Here is a 14,983-nt window from a genome sequence, read left to right as displayed (position 1 = left end):
TGGCAACACCGGCTCCTCGCCTGTCACACAGATCGGGGAGATTCCGTGACGAGAGGTGTACGGAGCCCACCTGGCGGAGATCCTCCAGTCCCGCCCGGCATCGTCGTTCACAGGACGAGGGCCGTCGGCGAGGCACGGGGGAAGCACGAGCAACGGGGGAGTGCGAACAGTGGAGCACGCACAGGAACGGGCCTCGACGCCCGGAGCGAACGACGCGGCCGAGCCGCCCGAAAGAACCGTGAGAACCGAAAGAACCGAACGGACCGGAGCGGGGGCGACCACCGGCATCGCCCTGGAGTTACTGGTCCACGGCGTCGGCGGCGCCACGCCCGACAAGATGCTCAATGATCCGCGGACCGTCCGCATCACCGGCGACGACACGGCCGCCGTCTTCCGGCGCGCGGACGACGTCGGGGCCGAGGACCGGCCCGCCGACCCGCACGGCGCACCGGTGCGCGAGGCGTACGTGTGGTGCAACCTCACCTCCGGCAACGGCACGCGCGCCCTGTGGCTGTTGCTGCTGCCGTTCATGGTGGTCAACCTCGCCCACTGGATGCGCCCCACCGCCCGCGACCGGCAGGGCACGGTCCGCCTCTACGGCCTCCTGGTGCGCCTCGCCGGCCTTACCCTCACCGTCCTCCTGGTCGCCGCCGCCTGCGAGGTCGCCCTCGACCTCACGGCCTGGCAGTGCGCCGGCACGCGCGCGTGCGCCGAAGCGCACTCCTGGCTCGGTTTCCTCTCGCCGACCGAGTCGGGCGGCGGCTGGTGGAGCGCGCCGGGCCGCCGGCTGGCCCTGGCCGCCGTGGTGCCCGCCGCACTCACCGGCCTCCTGTGGTTTCTGTCCCGCCGCACGTGGAGGGCGTACGAGTCCCAGCGGCCGATGGCCCACGCCCCCGAGCCCGCCGACGAGAACAGCCGTACGGCGCTCGGGCGCCCCGGGTTCTGGTACGGCCGACGGCTGGTCGCCCGGCTGCGTGCCGCGCACACCGCGGCAGGCCTGCTGACGGTCGCCGCCGCCCTCGGCTCGGCCGCCGCCCGGCACGACCGCGAACCCGGCGGTCCGGCGATCCTGGCGACCCTGGCCGGGCTGCTGTACGTGTCGCTGGCCGCCGGGGCCGTCGCCGTGGTGTGGGTGGTCTGCCGCCGGGGCCGCAGCGAGAAGCGCCTCGACAAGGAACTCGACGCCCGCCTCGTCCGCCTCCTGCCGGGCGGTGCGCTCGCCCTGCTGCTCGTGACGGCCGTGTACGCGGGCTGGTCGCGCCCCGGGTGGCGGTCGGCGGGGCGGCTGCCGGGCGACACGACCTTCGGCACCCTCGCACTGCTCCAGGGCCTCATCGTCGTCGTCCTGGCCGTCGTCGCCCACCTGCTGTACCGCGCTCACCCCGACCCGCGAGCCGCCATGCGCGGCCTCGGCGGACCGGCCGTCGCGACGCTCGCCTGCGCGCTGGGCGGCGTGATGTCCGGCGGCGTGTCCCAGCGCGTCGCCGACTGGCTGGACGGCACCGGGGCCACCATCGAAGGCCCGCCCGTGCTGCTGACCTGGCAGGCGTCCGTGATCCCCGCCGTGCTCCTGGTGGTCCTGGGCCTGATCGGCTGGCTGGCCCGGCGCACCCTGCAACTGCGCCGCGCCGAGCTGGACGCCGTGGAGCGGGACTACGACGACGGCTCAGGGGAGCCCATGGACGCCGTGCACACCCGCCGGATCGCGAGCATGCGCGCGATGGCCGCGCTCACCGACCGGGCGCCCCGCATCGTCGGGATCACCTCCGCGGTCACGCTGCTCCTGGGCGCCACCGCGCTGATCGGAGCCCGGATCACGGACGACACGCCAGGAGACGCCTCGCACGGCGCCTACGGGGTCGTCCAGGGCGCCGCCGAGACAGCCCAGGCCCTCGGGTCCTGGCTGATCGGAGTCGGCTTCCTGCTGTTCGTCACCTGGGGGCGGCGCGCCTACAAGGACCCGGCGGCGCGGCGCACCATCGGCATCCTCTGGGACGTCGGCACCTTCTGGCCGCGCGCCTCCCACCCCTTCGCACCGCCCTGCTACGCGGAGCGCGCGGTGCCCGACCTGACCTGGCGGATGGCCACCTGGACCGAGGCCACCGGCGGACGCCTGGTCATCTCCGGACACTCCCAGGGCAGCGTCCTCGCGGCGGCCGCCGCCTGGCAGCTGAAGCCGTCCGTGCGGCGGCGCGTCGCGCTGCTGACGTACGGCTCACCGCTGGAGCGCCTGTACGGCCGCTGGTTCCCGGCCCACTTCGGCCCCGCCGCGCTCGCCTCGCTGCACCACGACGTGGCCTGCTGGCGCAACCTGTACCGGCTCACCGACCCGATCGGCGGCCCCGTACACCTGCCGGGAGACTGCGGCCCCGAAGTGGACCGGGCACCGCTCAGGGATCCGCTCGCCTACGGCCGCAGCAGGGAGAATCCGCTGCCCTCGCCGATCCTCGGCCACTCCGACTACCAGGCCGACCCGGCCTTCGCCGACGAGCGCGAGGAACTGCTGGGGCGCCTGACGCCGAGCGAGGCGCTGCCCGGGCCGCGGCCCGGGGCCGGGGTTCAGGGCAGCTCGGGCAGGTCCTCGGGGTAGAGCAGGGTCAGGTCGTCCGTGCTCGGCTCGGTGTGCTGGGCGACGCGGCCCGCGTGCCGCTCGACCATCGCCTCGAACGTCTGCCGCGCCGTGCGGCCGTTGCCGAACGTCGCACCCTTGGGGATCGCCTCGAAGTACTTCAGCAGGGACTCGGAGGCGCCCGGGCCGAGCCGGTACTCGTGCTCCTCCGACTGCTGCTCCACGATCCGCAGCAGTTCCTCGGGGCCGTAGTCACCGAAGGTGATGGTCCGCGAGAAACGGGAGGCGACCCCGGGGTTGACCGACAGGAAGCGCTCCATCTCGGCCGTGTAGCCCGCGACGATCACCACCACGGCCTCCCGGTGGTCCTCCATCAGCTTCACCAGCGTGTCGATGGCCTCCTTGCCGAAGTCACGGCCGGAGTCCTCCGGGGACAGCGCGTAGGCCTCGTCGATGAACAGCACACCGCCGCGCGCCCGGTCGAAGGCCTCCTGGGTGCGGATCGCCGTCGAACCGATGTGCTCGCCGACCAGGTCCACCCGGGACACCTCGACGAGATGGCCCTTCTCCAGGACGCCGAGCGCGGCCAGGATCTCGCCGTAGAGCCGGGCGACCGTCGTCTTGCCGGTACCGGGGGAGCCCGTGAAGACCAGATGGCGGCGGGCGGAGGCCGCCTTGAGGCCCGCCTGCTGCCGGCGCCGGCCGACCTCGATCATGTCGGTGAGGGCCCGCACCTCGCGCTTGACGCTCTCCAGGCCCACCAGCGCGTCGAGTTCACCGAGGACGTCCTTCGAGGACCGCGCTGCCTGCTCCGGCCCCTGGGCGCCGGCCGCCGACTCCGGCTCCGCGACGCGCTGGTCCGGGACCCCGCCCAGCAGCCCCGTCGACTGGACCGCTGTCAGCACGGCCGTCTCCGGCACCAGGGGCGCGCGCAGGGCCGCGCTCTCGTCGCTGGTGCAGTCCTCGACGACCGGCCCGCCGCCGGTGGCCGCGCCGGAACCGCCGTCGGCGAACTCGTAACCACCGCGCGCGCACCGTTCCGTACGGCACTTCGTCAGCGTCGAACGGCAACCGTCTATGACATGGAAGCCGTAGCCCTCGCTGCCCGTCACCCGGCAGTGCAGGAAGCTGCCCCGGCCGCCCGCCGACACGTAGAAGCCCGCCTCGGCGGGGGAGTCGACCGTGCAGCGCTCGATGGTGGGGTCGGCGCCCTTGGTGACGATCACGCCCGTCTGGGTGCCGACCACGGTGCAGCCGTTCAGTGTGCCGCCGCTGCCGTGGTCGCGGAACCAGGCGCCCGTCGCCGCGTCCCGGATCCGGCAGTCGTCGAGCTGAGCGGTCGCGCCGTCACTGACCGACACGGCGGTGTTGCGCACCTGCGAGAGGTCGCTGTCGACGACGTCCGCGCGCGAGCCCCGGTCGAGCACGAACAGCGCGTCCGGCACGTCGTGCACCCGGCAGGACTCGAGAACGGCCGTGGCACCGTCGCTGATCCACACCGCCGGGTAGTCGCCGGTACTGTCGAAGATCTCGCACTGGTTGGCGTCAACCCGGGTGCCCGGGTCCCACACCGACAGCCCGTTGCGCCCGAACTGACGCACCGTCGTGCGGGTCAGGGTGAGAACCGAGCGGGACCGCAGGTCGACCGCGTTCTCCGGGATGTCGTGGATACGGCAGTCGGCGAGCGTCAGGACGGCGTCGGTGTCGAGGGTCACGCCGTCCGCGGACGTACGGTGCACACCGCAGTCGGTCAGGTGGGCGGTGGCCCGGCCGGTGATGTGGACGCCGCTGCCCTTGACCTCGTAGACCTCACAACCGACCGCTTCCAGCGCCGAGTTCTCGCCCGAGACCGACAGACCGACGCCCGAGGCGTGGTGCACGCGGCAGCGCTCCAGACGCGGATGGCCGCCGTCGCGCACGGTCACGCCCGCCTGGCCGGCCGCCACGACCTCGCACTCCTCGAACACCCCGCCCGCGTCGTCCAGTACGGCGATGCCGGCGCCCGCCGGGTTGTCGACCGTGCAGCGCCGCACGGTCGGGCGCGCGCCTCCGCGCACCTCGATGCCCGCGGCGGACCGGGTGACGATCCGCAGGTCCATCAGCTCGGGTGTGCCCTCCTCGACGAGCACGGCGGCCGAGGTCGGGTCCTGGCCCTCCACATGCAGGTCCTGGACCACCGCCGAGGCACGCACGGTGAGCGGTACACCGTCCACGGGCGCGATGCGCACCGAGCCGGGGGATCCTTCCGGCCCGCGCAGCGTCACCGCCCGCTCGACGACGAGGTTCTCCCGGTAGGTGCCGGGCGCGACGATGAGGACGTCGCCGTCCGCCGCGGCCTCCAGGGCTGCGGCGAGCGATGCGTACTCACCCGTGCGGCGCCGCCACCTCGAAGTGCCGGTGTGCGTCACCTGGACCGTGCCCTGTGCCATGGCGCTGCTGTGCCCCCACCTCGTGGAACGCGGTATGTCGCGGAAGGTGCCGAACGATGTCGGCCGGTCCACCGTAGCGTGCGCGGGCACGGTGGGTTGACCAGAGCCGAAAGGCGGTCAACTACCGGTCCCGGTCCGGCCCCAGTCGGGTCCGGCACGGTCCCATGCCTGGTCCCAGCGGGCGAACCGGCGACGGACCATGCGCCAGAGGATCAGCCGCCGGACGCCCTCGAAGAACCCGGCCGACAGGACGGTCGCACCGAATCCGGCGAGGACCGCGTGCGTCGTCGCGGTGGCGGTGTCCAGTGGCTGGGCGGCTATTCGCCCCTCTTCGTCCGTCCACAGCGTGAAGTGGTCGCCGGGATGCGGGGACTTGAGGCTCGCCATGACCTTGCCGTGCTGTTCCGTACCGTCGGGTCCCTTCCAGTCGGCCTCCACGCGGCTTCTCGCCTCCCGAGGGGCGGCCGACTCGGGGTCGGGCTCCAGGGGGGAGCGGGGCAGCTTCCTGACCACGGTGGCCGTCACGAGATGACGGGCCTCTCGCTGGTCCCGTACGGCCTGTTGCAGCGCGCCCTGGGCGGCACCGCCGACGAGGACGCCGATCAGGGGCGCCGCCAGCAGGATGAGCAGCAGGGCGGCGAGCGCCACCCAGGCCTCCGCGAGGTCTGTCGCGCGGCGCAGCGGATTGTGCCGCCAGCGCCAGAGTCCGCCGATCGCCCGCACAGCCGCACCCCCTTCCCGCTCCGTGATAACCCGGTTGAGGCAGTTCACGCACGACGCAGGTCGAAGAGAGAGCCAAATCACTGCTCACCGGCTCTCGTCCCGGCAGTCTCATGAACTTCTCACAGAGGCCAACGGCCGGGCCCGGTGCCGGTGTTCCCGCGTCCGGGACCCATCGGGAGATCACGCCCGCCTATTCGACGACCGTGAACGGATCGCCGACGCGGATGGTGCCGGGATTCTCCGGAACCAGGTTCTGTCCGAAGATCAACTGGTTGCCGAAGCGGCGATGGCGTCCGAGGGCGCGCAGCGGTTCCCGCCCGCGTTCGGAGGTGTCCTGGTCGGTGGTGGTCACCACGCACCGCCCGCACATCTTGGCGACCCGGAAGGAGACCTCGCCGATGGCGATCCGGGACCAGTCGTCCTCGGCCCAGGCGGCCGTCCCGGACACGACCACGTTGGGCCGGAAGCGGTTCATGGGCAGGGGGCCCTCCTGGGGGCGATCCCCCCGCGCGATCAGCGAGTTGAGGGCGTCGAGCGACGCGAGCGTGGTCACGAGCAGCGGATAGCCGTCGGCGAAGCTCACTGTCTCGCCGGGCAGCGCGAACTCCGGGTCGACCGCGCGGCGGGTGGCCGGGTCGTCCATGTGCAGAAGGCGTACGTCCTCGCCGAGATACCCACCGCACCAGGCATGCGCGTCGTCGGCCGCGAGCACCGCCTGCACCTTGGTACCGAAGATGTCCACCGTCGTCGTGCCCGTCACCTCCGGGACGGACACGGTCAGGGATGTGCGGCCGGGTGCCGACAGGCGAATTCCGCCGTCGGGCAGCAGCTCCGCCGCCGCCTGCGCCAGGCGCGGCTGCTGGCGTTGTGTGACGACCTTCCCCTCGGCGTCAACGAGGACCCAGCGCCGGTCTCCGGCCAGCCCCCAGGGCTCCACCACGGCCTGCCGGGGCGCCTGGCCCCGGAGCGCCTTGACCGGATGGATGTGAATCGAATGCAGCTCCGCGTTCCCCATGCAGCCATCGTGCCAGCAGGCACGGACACTCCGGGGGGCAGATCAGTACCCGCGGTACTGCTGATTGTTGTACGGGTCCTGGTACGGCGTCGGAGCGGGCCGCGGGGCCGCGGGGCGCATCGCCTCGTAACCGGTGGCCGCAGCCGGACGCTGCTGCTGCATCGGCTGGCCGGCGGGATAACCGCGCGGTGGCGCCTGCTGCGGGATGTACGCCGCCGGCGCCTGCTGCAGCGGTGACGGCTGCTGCGCCTGCGGGTAGCCGTAGGACTGGGCCTGCTGGGACGGGCCGGCAGGCAGTGCGGGAAGCGAGGACGCCAGCGCGGGCAAGTTGTTGTGGCCCGTGTCGTACGCGGCAGGGACCCGGATCGGAGCGATCTGCGGGGCCCCCCGCTCGGCGACGAGCGAGTCGTAGATCGGGGTTTCCGGGAAGGCGGAGTAGTAGCCGCCGCCGTAGGTGGAGCGGGGGGAGGTCATGGCACATAAGTTAAACCCACGATGAGGTGGTTGGGGAGACCGATAAGAGGGTTGTTTTCCGTGTCGGCGGTGATGTGGGACCCCCAATGGGAGCGAACTCGGCAAAAGGGGCACCGGATCGTGCTGTGATCGGGTAAAGGCCAGGTTCCGGGCGGGTTACCGACGGGTCGCCCCGCGTTCTCCCCGCGTTCGGCAGGAGAGTTCAACGGGAGTTCACAGGCTCGGGAGAATAGGTTGTCTCGCGAGGCCGGCAGAGAGTGGGGGCAGACATGTCAATGTCCAAGGGATCCAACGCACCGGTGCCCACGGCGGCACTCCGGGTCGAACTGGGCTGGCGCTCCGGTGCGGGGGTGCCCGACGCGGACGCCTCGGCGCTGCTTCTGGTGGCCGGAAAGGTCCGTTCCGACGGCGACTTCGTCTTCTACAACCAGCCCGTGCACTCCTCCGTCGCGGTTCGGCACGAGGGCAAGCGGGACGAGGGCGGCCGGGTGACGGACACCCTTCTCGTCGATCTCGCGCGCGTGGAGCCGGCCGTCGAGACCGTCGTCCTCGCCGCCTCCGCCGACGGAGGAACGTTCGGGCAGGTTCCCGATCTGTACATCGAGGTCCGTGACGCGGCGCAGGGCACAGTGGTGGCCCGCTTCGACAACGCGGGCGCCAGTGTCGAAACCGCGTTCGTGCTCGGCGAGTTCTACCGTCGGCAGGGCGCCTGGAAGTTCCGCGCGGTCGGACAGGGCTACAGCAGCGGACTGGCAGGCCTGGCCACGGACTTCGGCATCACCGTGGACGAGCCCTCACCCGCGCCCGCCCCGCAGGCCCCCGCGCCCGTGGCTCCGCCTGTCGCGTTTCCGGTCACCGTGCCCCCGCCGCCCGCACCGCCCGTGACCATGCCCCCGTCCGCGCCTCCCGCCGCGCCGGTACGTCTGACCAAGGTGACGCTCACCAAGGAAACCCCGTCCGTATCGCTCACCAAGCAGGGCGGAACCTCGGGCGCCCTGCGCGTCAACCTCAACTGGCAGGTCCACAAGCAGTTCTCCGGGTGGGGCAGCAAACTCGGCCGTGCCGTCGCCCAGCACTCCGACCTCGACCTCGACCTGTGCGCCCTCTTCGAGCTCTCCGACGGCAGAAAGGGCGTCGTCCAGTCCCTCGGCAACGCCTTCGGGGCGCTGCACCAGCCCCCGTACATCCACCTCGACGGCGACGACCGCACCGGGGCCGTGTCGAGCGGCGAGAACCTCACCGTCAACCTGGACCACAAGCAGGACTTCCGGCGCATCCTCATCTTCGTGACCATCTACGCGGGCGCCCGTTCCTTCGCCGACCTGCACGCCACGGTCACCCTGACCCCGGCGAACGGAGCGGCGGTCGACTTCTCGCTCGACGAGTGCACGGTGCCCTCCACGGTGTGCGCGCTCGCCCTGATCACCAACAACGGCGGCGACCTGATCGTCCAGCGCGAGGCCCGCTATCTCGTGCCCGAGCGTGGCGTGAGCCCGCAGCGGACCGTCGACCACGTCTACGGCTGGGGCATGAACTGGACCCCCGGCCGCAAGTGACGCACGCGGCTCAGCTCTCCTCGGCGGCGGTTTCCGGGCGGGCGTACGTCCGGCCCTTCCAGGCGGCGCCGCGTCCCCGGTAGTGCTGCACCGCCGAGTCGACCGTCATCAGGAGGTACAGGAAAGCGGTGAACGGCAGCAGGGGAGCGAGCCACAGCGGCTGCCCGTAGTAGCGCAGCATCGGGATGTACGTCCCCGCCATCACCAGCCACGCGAGGCCGCCGCACACCGCCGCGGGCGTCGTCCCGGTGCCGAGCCCGGCGAACAGGGCGAACGGCGGCACCAGATACACCAGCGCGAGGCCGAGCACCGTGCCGAGCAGGAGCGGCGGACTGTGGCGCAACTGCGTGTACGCGCTGCGCGAGACCATCCGCCACAGGTCGTGCAGCCGCGGGTAGGGCCGCACGCTGTCCACCCGCTCGGCGAGCCCCAGCCAGATGTGGCCCCCGCCGCCCTTGACGGCCCGTGCGAGTGCCACGTCGTCGATGACGGCGTGGCGGATGGCGTCCGGGATCCGGGCCCGCTCGGCCGTCTCCGTACGCAGCAGCACGCACCCGCCCGCGGCGGCCGCCGTCCGGGATCCCTTCCGGCCGATCCGGCGGAAGGGATAGAGCTGCGCGAAGAAGTACACGAAAGCCGGAACGACGAGCCGCTCCCAGGCGCTCTCCACCCGCAGCCTGGCCATCAGCGACACGGCGTCGAAGCCGCCGCCCCGCGCCGCCGCCACCAGCTCCCTCAGACTGTCCGGCGCGTGGGCGATGTCCGCGTCCGTCAGCAGCAGGAACTCGGGTCCACGCGCGCGTGCCAGGCCGATGCCGTGGCGCACGGCCCACAGCTTGCCCGTCCAGCCCGCGGGCGGCGCACCGGGCGAGTCCACGGTCAGCGGCAGCCCGCCATGGCGACGCGACAGTTCCCGGGCCAGCTCCCCGGTGCCGTCCGAACTGCCGTCGTCGACCAGGAAGACCTCGGCCCGCCCCGGATAGTCCTGGGCGAGCAGCGACGGCAGACTCGCGGGCAGTACGGCGGCCTCGTCGCGTGCGGGGACGACGACGCAGACGGCGGGCCAGGGTTCCGGCTCCCGGTCGTACGACGGCAGTCTGACGTCCGTACGCCAGAAGAAGCCCTGACACAGCAGCAGCCACAGCCAGGCGGCGAGTGATCCGACGGCGATCCACACAACGGCGCTCACCCGCCGCAGTCTGCCCCACCCCGAAGGCCCGTAAGGGCAGGCCGTTTATAGTGACCGGGTGAAGATCGCGCTGATGGACTCCGGAATCGGACTTCTGCCGGCAGCCGCGGCGGTACGGCGGCTGCGGCCCGACGCGGATCTCGTGCTCTCCCTGGACCCCGCGGGCATGCCCTGGGGCCCGCGCACCACGCAGGACCTCACCGGGCGCGCACTGGCCGTCGCCGAGGCCGCCGCCGCGCAGCGGCCCGACGCCTTGATCGTCGGCTGCAACACCGCGACCGTGCACGCCCTGACCGCCCTGCGCGCCCGCTTCGAACCGGAGCTGCCCGTCATCGGAACGGTCCCGGCGATCAAGCCCGCCGCCTCGGGAGGCGGGCCCTTCGCGATCTGGGCCACCCCCGCCACCACCGGCAGCCCCTACCAGCGCGGCCTCATCCGGGACTTCGCCGAGGGCGTGGCGGTCACCGAGGTGCCCTGCTGGGGACTGGCCGAAGCCGTCGAACACGCGGACGAGGCGGCGATCGACGCCGCCATCGCCGCCGCTGCCGCCCTCACCCCCGACGAGGTAATGACCGTCGTCCTGGGCTGCACCCATTACGAACTTGTCGCCGAGCGCATCCGCGCGGCCGTCCAGCAGCCCGGCCTCCCTCCGCTCGTCCTGCATGGCTCGGCCGGCGCGGTGGCCGCCCAGACGCTCCGCAGGCTCGGCGCGCATCCCGCCCCGGAAGCGGCGGCGAACGGCACCCTCACCGCGCTGCTGAACGGCAACGCGGGCCCGCTGCCCGCAGCCGCGCTGTCCTACGAGGAAGGCCGGCTCCTGCAGGCGGCCACCCCCGTCCGCTGACCGGCTTCCGTACGGCGGCCGGGCGGAGCAGTCACCCTCCGCAAGCCGGTGCCCGCAGAGCGGAATCTGAGTAGTCTCGGAAGCATGAGGGACCTCCCCCGCGAAGAGACCGTGCCGACCGAGATCTGGACCGGCCGGGCGACCAACCGCGCGCAGTGGCTGCTGGCACTCGGCGGCTGCGCCTTCATGGCACTCGGTATCGAACTGGCCGTCGACTCGGCGTGGACGTCCGGTGTCGCACCGCTCGCCATGTCCGTCGTGGGCTGTATCGCGGCCGGGCTGCTCGTCCTCTTCGGCACCCTCGCGTTCGTGCACGTCGCCGTGAAGGTCGACAAGGACGCCCTCGAAGTGCGCTGCGGTCACATCGGCCTGCCGCGCCGCCGTATCCCGCTGTCACAGATCGTCGGCGCCGAGTTCGTGGCCAGGGTCACCCCGCGCCAGTGGGGCGGCTGGGGCTACCGCTGGCGGCCCCAGCAGGGCACCGCGGTCGTCGTACGCCGGGGCGAGGGCGTCGTGCTGCGCCTCGGGGACGGGCATACGTTCACGATCACGGTGGACAACGCGGAGGCGGCCGTACGGGTCATCAAGGACCGGCTGCGGGGCACGGCGGGAACCGCGCTCTGACCGTCGGCTCGCTCCCGTGACGGGTCACCGGTGTTCGCGCTGCTCCCGCGCGCGGGTCGGCGCCGGGTCCGGGGTCTCGTAGCCGAGTGGCCGGGCCGTCGCCAGGCCCGCCAGGAGGCCCGCGCCCACGGTCACCGTGGTGAAGCTCAGCACGTTGCCGACCGCCGCGAGGGCGGCCAGAGCGGTCAGGGCCGCGCCCGCGGTCAGCGCGACGGAGGTCGGGCGCGGGGTGCGCCACAGCGTGTACAGCACCCAGCAGAAGACCGCCGCCAGCAGCGCCGCACCGACCACGCCCTGCTCGGCCGCCTGCTGGAGGGGCGCGGAGTGCGGCCGGGCCTCGGCGGGCAGCGAGCGGGAAGCCGTCTCGCCGAGTTCCGCGAACCTGCCCGGCCCCGCGCCCAGCGCCGGGTCCCGGTGCGCCAGCGTCAGGGCGTCTCGCCACAACTGGAGCCGATGCTCGCCCAGTTGTCCCTCCATCGAGTCGGACAGCCCGCCCGGCAGTACGTCCTCGGCGGCGGCCCACACCGTCCCGGTCACCAGAGCCGCCGTCAGTGCCAGCCCCGCGAGGCCCACGCCCCGGCGAGGCATGTGGTCGGCGGCGAGCGAGCAGAGCAGGACGACGGCACAGAGGACGAATCCGGCGACCGGACAGAGCACCGCCGACGCCACCGTGATCCCGCCGGCCAGGGCGTGCAGCGCCAGTCGCAGCAGCGGCGGGCGGGCCGCCCAGGCGGCGCAGCAGACGGCGCCGGTGGTCAGGACCAGCAGCGCGGCCACAGCGCCGAGGTGTCCGGGCGGAGCGGCGGTCTGCGGCCCCGGCAGCGTGTGCGGCGCGGCCACCGCCAGCCCGAACCCGGCCAGTGCCGCCGTACAAGGGGCGGCGACCGGCAGCAGCGCCCCGCAGATCCGTCCCGCCGCGTAACCGGCGGCGACCGCGAGCACCGCCAGGAGCATGCCCTCGGGCCGGCCGTCGTGCGTGGCCGCCGTGATCAGGGACCAGGTGGCACACGCGCCCAGTACGACGACGCCCGCCGCGTCGGAAACGTTGCGTCTCTCACTGTCCGACGGCGCGTCCGCCGCCGACGTCATCCCCGTGGACCCCAACCCGTCGCCCCCCGACCTGTGACGGGCCCCGACCGTACGGGCCGTCACAGGCGCGCACGTCAGAGGCTCCGGCACACCGTAACGGCTGGTGCGTCATTTGTGGACGAGTTGCGCAGAAACGATGCGGCAGACGGGCCGGAGCGGGCCCACCGCTACGGGCCGGACCGTGCTGTCGGCGGCCCCGGCAGGCGCCGTACACTCCCGGAGTGACCGCCACCGCTCCCTCCATAGACGAGCCCGACCAGCTCGAACCGCAGCTCGCGCCCGCTTCGCGCCGCGCCCGGCTGCTGCGCCTCTGGCCGGCCGCCACCGCCGCGCTCGCCGGCGTGCTGCTGTACGTCAGCTTCCCGCCCCGCACCCTGTGGTGGCTCGCGCTGCCCGCGTTCGGGCTCTTCGCCTGGGTGCTGCGCGGCCGGTCCTGGAAGGCGGGGCTCGGCCTCGGCTATCTGTTCGGCCTGGGTTTCCTGCTTCCGCTGCTGGTGTGGACCGGTGTGGAGGTCGGCTCGGGGCCCTGGCTGGCGCTGGTCGTCGTCGAGGCCGTCTTCGTCGCGCTGGTCGGCGCGGGTATCGCGGCCGTGTCGAAGCTGCCCGGGTGGCCGCTGTGGGCGGCGGCCGTGTGGATCGCGGGGGAGGCGGCACGCGCGCGCGTGCCGTTCCGCGGTTTCCCCTGGGGCAAGATCGCCTTCGGCCAGGCGGACGGTGTCTTCCTGCCGCTCGCCGCGCTGGGTGGCACCCCGGTGCTCGGTTTCGGGGTCGTCCTGTGCGGGTTCGGGCTGTACGAGGTAGTGCGCCTGGTGATCGAGCGGCGCCGTAGCGGTGCCGTGGCTTCCGTCCCGCGTGCCGCTGCCGTCGTCGCCGCGCTGAGTGTGGCCGTCCCCGTGGTGGGCGCCCTCGCCGCGCGGACCCTGGTGAGCGACAAGGCCGAGGACGGCACCGCGACCGTCGCCCTCATCCAGGGCAACGTGCCCCGCGCGGGCCTCGACTTCAACGCCCAGCGGCGTGCAGTGCTCGACTACCACGCGCGGGAGACCCTGCGGCTGGCCGCCGAGGTCAAGGCCGGGAAGGTGGCGCGGCCCGACTTCGTGCTGTGGCCGGAGAACTCCTCCGACGTCGACCCGTTCGCCAACCCCGACGCCGCCGCGGTCATCGAGAACGCGGCCAGGACGATCGGGGCACCCATCTCGGTCGGCGGTGTCGTCGAACGGGACGGCAAGCTCTACAACGAGCAGATCCTGTGGGACCCGGTGAAGGGTCCGACCGAGACCTACGACAAGCGGCAGGTCCAGCCCTTCGGCGAGTACCTCCCGCTGCGCTCGATGCTGGCGCACATCAACAAGAACTGGACCACCATGGTCCACCAGGACTTCAGCCGGGGTAGCAAGCCGGGCGTGTTCACCATGGACGGCGCCAAGGTCGGCCTGGCCACCTGCTACGAGGCCGCCTTCGACTGGGCGGTGCGCGACACCGTCACCCACGGCGCCCAGATGATCTCCGTGCCGAGCAACAACGCCACCTTCGACCGCAGCGAGATGACCTACCAGCAGCTCGCGATGTCCCGTATCCGCGCCGTCGAGCACAGCCGGACCGTCACGGTCCCGGTGACCAGCGGCGTGAGCGCGATCATCATGCCGGACGGGAAGATCACCCAGAGGACCGGCATGTTCGTGGCCGACTCCCTCGTCCAGAAGGTGCCACTGCGCTCCTCGGAGACCCCGGCCACCAAGCTCGGCATCCTGCCCGAGATGCTCCTCGTCCTGGTCGCCGTCGGCGGTCTCGGCTGGGCGATCGGCGCAGGTGTGCGCGGGCGGCGCGCCGGTGGCGTGTAGTCGTACGCCGGACGCACGCCCCCGTGATCAACAGGAGTGACCGGGACGCCCGGTTAGGGTCGGGGCATGGCTACTCCTGACTTCATCAGTGCTCTTCGTGCCTCGGCCGGTCACCAGTTGCTCTGGCTCCCCGGTGTCACCGCCCTAGTCTTCGACGACGAGGGACGAGTGCTTCTGGGCCGGCGCACCGACACCCGCAAGTGGTCGGTGATCGGCGGCATCCCGGACCCGGGCGAGCAGCCGGCGGCCTGCGCGGTGCGTGAGGTCTACGAGGAGACCGCGGTCCGGTGCGTGCCCGAACGGGTCGTGCTGGTCCAGGCTCTGGAGCCGGTGACGTACGAGAACGGGGATGTCTGCCAGTACATGGACATCACTTTCCGCTGCCGGGCCGTCGGCGGGGAGGCGCGGGTCAATGACGACGAGTCCCTGGAAGTCGCCTGGTTCACGGTGGACGCGCTGCCGGAACTGAACGAGTTCGCGCTGTTCCGCATCAAGCAGGCGATGTCCGACACCGAGGCGCCCACCTGGTTCGACACCGCCGGCTTCGCCGGTTCCGAATGACCCGGGCCGTGCATTGCGGTGAACAACGGCCCGCCGGACATTCCGGCGGGCCGTCCCGTACCACGGTCC

At 72.6% G+C, this 14,983-nt stretch carries 12 protein-coding genes; 6 read left to right on the top strand and 6 right to left on the bottom strand.

The features are described from left to right. Positions 1–169: 169 nt before the first annotated feature. A complete protein-coding gene (locus tag STRTUCAR8_RS37140) occupies positions 170–2,590 on the top strand; it encodes a hypothetical protein (protein WP_006381491.1) in 2,421 nt (806 codons plus the stop codon). Here STRTUCAR8_RS37140 and STRTUCAR8_RS37135 read toward each other — a convergent pair. The 4 genes from STRTUCAR8_RS37135 to STRTUCAR8_RS37120 all read right to left on the bottom strand — a co-directional run bounded on the left by STRTUCAR8_RS37135 (position 2,560) and on the right by STRTUCAR8_RS37120 (position 7,210). Continuing rightward, a complete protein-coding gene (locus tag STRTUCAR8_RS37135; RefSeq protein ID WP_044473536.1) occupies positions 2,560–4,998 on the bottom strand; it encodes a right-handed parallel beta-helix repeat-containing protein in 2,439 nt (812 codons plus the stop codon). The two genes, STRTUCAR8_RS37140 and STRTUCAR8_RS37135, sit on opposite strands and share 31 nt — an antisense overlap. Before the next feature lie 117 nt (positions 4,999–5,115). Then, positions 5,116–5,721, bottom strand: coding sequence for an Rv1733c family protein (locus STRTUCAR8_RS37130; RefSeq protein WP_044473535.1), 606 nt, complete (start codon positions 5,719–5,721; stop codon positions 5,116–5,118). A 190-nt stretch (positions 5,722–5,911) separates the two neighbouring features. Beyond that, positions 5,912–6,736 (bottom strand): MOSC domain-containing protein, encoded by an 825-nt coding sequence (locus tag STRTUCAR8_RS37125; protein WP_006381475.1) that lies wholly within the window; start codon positions 6,734–6,736, stop codon positions 5,912–5,914. A 42-nt stretch (positions 6,737–6,778) separates the two neighbouring features. Then, positions 6,779–7,210 (bottom strand): DUF6643 family protein, encoded by a 432-nt coding sequence (locus STRTUCAR8_RS37120; protein WP_006381505.1) that lies wholly within the window; start codon positions 7,208–7,210, stop codon positions 6,779–6,781. Positions 7,211–7,485: 275 nt separating this feature from the next. Between STRTUCAR8_RS37120 and STRTUCAR8_RS37115 the strand changes: the two genes are divergently transcribed. Then, positions 7,486–8,766 carry a TerD family protein gene (locus tag STRTUCAR8_RS37115; protein ID WP_044473534.1) on the top strand — a complete coding sequence of 427 codons (1,281 nt, stop codon included), beginning with the start codon at positions 7,486–7,488 and terminating at the stop codon, positions 8,764–8,766. Between the two features lie 10 nt (positions 8,767–8,776). On the opposite strand, the gene STRTUCAR8_RS37110 is transcribed toward STRTUCAR8_RS37115, so the two are convergent. Further along, positions 8,777–9,955, bottom strand: a complete 1,179-nt coding sequence (locus tag STRTUCAR8_RS37110; RefSeq protein ID WP_179200653.1) for a glycosyltransferase — start codon at positions 9,953–9,955, stop codon at positions 8,777–8,779. A 58-nt stretch (positions 9,956–10,013) separates the two neighbouring features. On the opposite strand from STRTUCAR8_RS37110, the gene STRTUCAR8_RS37105 reads away from it, so the two are divergent. Further along, entirely contained in the window at positions 10,014–10,799 is a 786-nt protein-coding gene (locus STRTUCAR8_RS37105; RefSeq protein WP_006381440.1) for a glutamate racemase, read from the top strand. An 84-nt stretch (positions 10,800–10,883) separates the two neighbouring features. Next, complete coding sequence (locus tag STRTUCAR8_RS37100) at positions 10,884–11,423, top strand: hypothetical protein (protein WP_006381492.1); 540 nt, start codon at positions 10,884–10,886, stop codon at positions 11,421–11,423. A 24-nt stretch (positions 11,424–11,447) separates the two neighbouring features. Here STRTUCAR8_RS37100 and STRTUCAR8_RS37095 read toward each other — a convergent pair whose 3' ends face one another. After that, positions 11,448–12,512 (bottom strand): O-antigen ligase family protein, encoded by a 1,065-nt coding sequence (locus tag STRTUCAR8_RS37095; protein WP_006381455.1) that lies wholly within the window; start codon positions 12,510–12,512, stop codon positions 11,448–11,450. A gap of 221 nt (positions 12,513–12,733) precedes the next feature. Here STRTUCAR8_RS37095 and lnt point away from each other — a divergent pair, with 221 nt between their 5' ends. Continuing rightward, positions 12,734–14,353, top strand: coding sequence for an apolipoprotein N-acyltransferase (gene lnt / locus STRTUCAR8_RS37090; RefSeq protein WP_006381518.1), 1,620 nt, complete (start codon positions 12,734–12,736; stop codon positions 14,351–14,353). 66 nt (positions 14,354–14,419) lie between these two features. Next, positions 14,420–14,914: an NUDIX hydrolase gene (locus STRTUCAR8_RS37085; protein ID WP_006381435.1), complete on the top strand. Its 495-nt coding sequence runs from the start codon at positions 14,420–14,422 to the stop codon at positions 14,912–14,914. The last annotated feature ends 69 nt before the right edge of the window (positions 14,915–14,983 follow it).

It is taken from the genome of Streptomyces turgidiscabies Car8 (assembly GCF_000331005.1).
In the GTDB taxonomy this organism is placed as follows: domain Bacteria; phylum Actinomycetota; class Actinomycetes; order Streptomycetales; family Streptomycetaceae; genus Streptomyces; species Streptomyces turgidiscabies.
Note: the sequence above shows the minus strand (reverse complement) of the source record. Positions and strands in the feature narration are given on the sequence as shown.